This window comes from Deferrisoma sp. (genome assembly GCF_054681715.1).
In genome coordinates this window covers 1-4,081 of the sequence record NZ_BAAHFQ010000216.1, presented here as the reverse complement: position 1 = coordinate 4,081, position 4,081 = coordinate 1, and the positions used below count along the sequence as shown (strand labels likewise).

Below are 4,081 nucleotides of genomic sequence, written 5' to 3'. Positions count from 1 at the left end.
GGCCGAGGACGTGGGCGTGCCGGCCACCACCGAGCCGGCCCACATCCACCACGTGCCCGTGGAGGAGCGGATCCGGGACTTCCGGGAGGCCGAGATCGGGTTCACCCACGAGGAGGCCATCGCCGACGCGAGCCGGTGCCTCAGGTGCTATCGGCTCCTGATGGTGGCCCCCGAGCCGGAGGCCCCGGGGTCGTAGGGACGGCGAGGGATCCCCGCGGGGCGCCTGGCCTCCAGGGGTGCCGAGCTTTCCAGCCTTCTAGCTTCCGAGCCTCCTAGCCTCTTAGCCGAAACAACGAGGGGAAGCGCATGGTCAACGTGACGATCGACGGTGTCCGGGTCGAGGTGCCCAAAGGGGCCACGATCCTCGAGGCGGCCCAGCAGGCGGGGATCCGAATCCCCACCCTGTGCTACCTCAAGAAGCTCTCCCCCATCGGGTCGTGCCGGATGTGCGTGGTGGAGGTGGAGGGCTGCTCGAAGCCCGTGACCGCCTGCGACACCCCGGCCGGCGACGGCATGGTGGTGACCACCGACTCCGAGGAGCTCCGGGAGATGCGGCGCGACGTGCTCCGGCTCCTCCTGGTGCGTCACCCCCTGGACTGCCCGGTGTGCGACAAGGGCGGCGAGTGCGACCTCCAGGACCTGGTGTACGAGTTCGGGGTCACCGCCGAGAGCTACCGCACCGAGCCCTTCGAGCGGGACGTGCCCCGGTACGTTTCCCCCTTCATCCGGCAGTGGCCCGACCGGTGCGTGCTGTGCGGCCGGTGCGTCCGGGCCTGCAAGGAGGTGAAGGGGGTCGGGTGCATCCAGATCGTGGACAACGGGTTCCACTCGTACATCGGGCCGGTGCCGGGCGTGGAGTGCATCTCCTGCGGCGAGTGCCTGAGCGTGTGCCCGGTGGGGGCCCTGACCGACAACGTCCACCCCACCAAGGCCCGGATCTGGCAGGCCAAGCGCACGCCCACCACCTGCGGCTACTGCGGGGTGGGGTGCCAGCTCGAGCTCAACACCCTGAACGGCCAGATCCTCCGGGTCACCACCACCGACTTCGACAAAGCCCCCAACTACGGGAGCCTGTGCGTGAAGGGCCGGTTCGGGTGGGAGTTCGTGAACCACCCCGACCGGCTGGAAAAACCCCTCGTCCGCAAAAACGGGGAGCTCGTGGAGTCCACCTGGGACGAGGCCCTGGGCCTGGTGGCCCAGCGGCTCCAGGCCATCAAGGACGAGCACGGGGCCAACGCCATCGGGGGCTTCACGAGCGCCCGGTGCACCAACGAGGAGAACTACCTCTTCCAGAAGTTCATGCGCGCGGTGATCGGCACGAACAACGTCGATCACTGCGCACGGCTCTGTCACAGCGCCACCGTGGCCGGTCTGGCCACCAGCTTCGGTTCCGGCGCGATGACCAACTCCATCGCCTGCTTCGACAAGTCGGAGGCGTTCCTGGTCATCGGCTCCAACACCACCGAGAACCACCCGATCATCGGCGACCGGGTCAAGCGGGCGATCACCCAGCGGGGCGCCAAGCTCGTGGTGATCGACCCCCGGCGGATCGAGCTCGCCGAGTACGCCAACGTGTTCATCCAGGCGAGGCCGGGCCACAACATCCCGGTCCTGCTGGGCATGATGCACGTAATCCTCAAGGAGAACCTCCACGACCCGGACTACATCGCCGAGCGGTGCGAGGGGTTCGAGGAGTTCGCGGCGAGCCTCGAGGGCTACAGCCCCGAGAAGGTCCAGGAGATCACCGGGATCGACGCGGAGTTGATCCGGAAGGCCGCCCGGGTCTACGCCGGCGCCAAACCCGCCGCCATCCTCTACGCCATGGGCGTCACCCAACACACCCAGGGCACCGACGCCGTGAAGTGCCTTGCGAACCTCGCCATGCTCACCGGGAACGTGGGCGTGGAGGGCGGCGGCGTGAACCCCCTGCGGGGCCAGAACAACGTGCAGGGCGCCTGCGACATGGGGGGGTTACCCAACGTGGTCACCGGGTACCAGAAGGTCTCCGACGACGAGGCCATGGCCAAGTTCGACGAGGCCTGGGGCCGCAAGGTCCCCCGGGAGCCCGGCATGGCCCTGACCGAGATGACCCACGCCATCCTGGAGGGGAAGATCCGGGCCCTCTACATCATGGGCGAGAACCCCATGATCACCGACCCGGACCTCAACCACATCGAAAAGGCCCTCGACAGCCTCGACTTCCTGGTGGTCCAGGACATCTTCCTCACCGAGACGGCGGCCAAGGCCGACGTGGTGCTGCCGGCCTGCTCGTTCGCCGAGAAGGACGGCACCTTCACGAACACCGAGCGCAAGGTCCAGCGGGTGCGCGCCGCGCTGGCGCCCCGGGGCGAGTCGAAGCCCGACTGGCAGATCCTCCAGGAGCTCTCGACCCGGATGGGCTACCCCATGAGCTACGCCCATCCCCGGGAGATCTTCGACGAGATTGCGTCGCTCACCCCGAGCTACGCCGGCATCGACTACGACCGGATCGAGAAGGAAGGCATCCCCTGGCCCTGCCCCTCGAAGGACCACCCGGGAACCCCGATCCTCCACGTGGGCGGGTTCGCCCGGGGGAAGGGCCTGTTCCAGGCCGTGGAGTACAGGGGGCCCGCCGAGGAGCCCGACCAGGAGTATCCGTTGCTCCTCACCACCGGCCGGGAGCACCCCCACTACCACTCGGGCACCATGACCCGCCGGTGCGCCCGCATCAACGACTGCTTCCCCGAGGGGTTCCTCGAGATGCACCCGGTCGACGCCGAGCGCCTCGGCATCCGGACGGGCGACACGGTGCGGGTGGCGAGTCGGCGGGGCGAGATCACCACCAAGGTCAAGGTGGTGGACCGGCCGGCCCCCGGCACGGTCTTCATGAGCTTCCACTACAGCGAGTCGCCGGTGAACGTGCTCACCAACCCGGCCACCTGCCCGGTGGCCAAGATCCCCGAGTACAAGGTGACCGCGGTACGAGTGGAAAAGGCCTAGTTCGCTCAAAACGGCGGGTCCATCCGGGGCCTGCACGTTGCGCGGGGAGACGATCATGGTGGATTTCCTGATCGAAAGCATCGTGAAGGTGCTCGTGGTGTTCGGGGTGCTCATGCTGACGGTGGCCTACACCACCTGGCTCGAGCGCCGGGTCCTGGGCCGGATCCAGGTGCGCCACGGCCCGAACCGGGTGGGCCCCTTTGGGTTGCTCCAGCCCATCGCCGACGGGATCAAGGGGTTTTTTAAGGAGGACATCGTCCCGGCCAACGCCGACAAGCTCGTCTATATGTTGGCGCCGGCGCTCTCGATCATCCCGGCGCTCCTGATCGTCGCCGTGATCCCGTTCGGCGACTCGATCCACCTCTTCGGCCGGGAGATCGCCCTTCGCATCACCGACGTGAACGTGGCGCTCCTCTACATCCTGGGCCTGGCGGGGCTCGGGGAGTACGGGGTCATGCTCGGGGGCTGGGCCTCGAACAACCGGTACGGCCTCCTGGGGTCCCTTCGGACCGCGGCCCAGATGATCAGCTACGAGCTCGCCCTGGGGCTCACCCTGATCAGCGTGATCATGGTGAGCGGGAGCCTCTCGCTCGTGGAGATCGTGAACACCCAGCAGGTGTGGTGGAACTGCTTCAAGCAGCCCCTGGCCTTCTTCCTGTTCCTCATCTGCGGCCTGGCCGAGATCAACCGGACCCCGTTCGACATGCCCGAAGCCGAGGCGGAGCTCGCCTGCGGGTTCAACATCGAGTACTCCTCCATGAAGTTCGCCATGTTCTTCATGGCCGAGTACGCCCACCTCATCTCGCTTTCCATGATCATCACCTGCCTGTTCCTGGGCGGGTGGAACCTGCCCTTCGGCATCGCCACCCCGGGGCTTCTCAAGTTCCCGGTGTTCGTGGCCAAGGTGTTCGTGCTGGTGTTCTTCTTCATCTGGGAGCGGGGCACGTTCCCCCGTCTCCGCTACGACCAGATCATGCGTCTGGGGTGGAAGTGGCTCATGCCCCTGGCGCTCGCCAACATCTTCGTGACCGGCGTGGTGGTCACGGCGATGGCCTAAGCCCGGCAGCCAAGGAGAAGAGCCCATGGCCGTCATCACCCCCCT

Annotated in this window: 3 protein-coding genes; all 3 read left to right on the top strand. The window is 67.3% G+C overall.

Annotated features, from left to right (window positions below; genetic code table 11):
• A partial coding sequence (locus tag ACY0I8_RS16750; protein WP_461395658.1) for a hypothetical protein occupies positions 1-196 on the top strand: 196 nt, incomplete at its 5' end.
• Positions 197-306: 110 nt separating this feature from the next.
• Entirely contained in the window at positions 307-2,979 is a 2,673-nt protein-coding gene (gene fdhF / locus ACY0I8_RS16745) for a formate dehydrogenase subunit alpha (protein WP_461395657.1), read from the top strand.
• 55 nt (positions 2,980-3,034) lie between these two features.
• A complete protein-coding gene (gene nuoH / locus ACY0I8_RS16740; RefSeq protein WP_461395656.1) occupies positions 3,035-4,036 on the top strand; it encodes an NADH-quinone oxidoreductase subunit NuoH in 1,002 nt (333 codons plus the stop codon).
• The last annotated feature ends 45 nt before the right edge of the window (positions 4,037-4,081 follow it).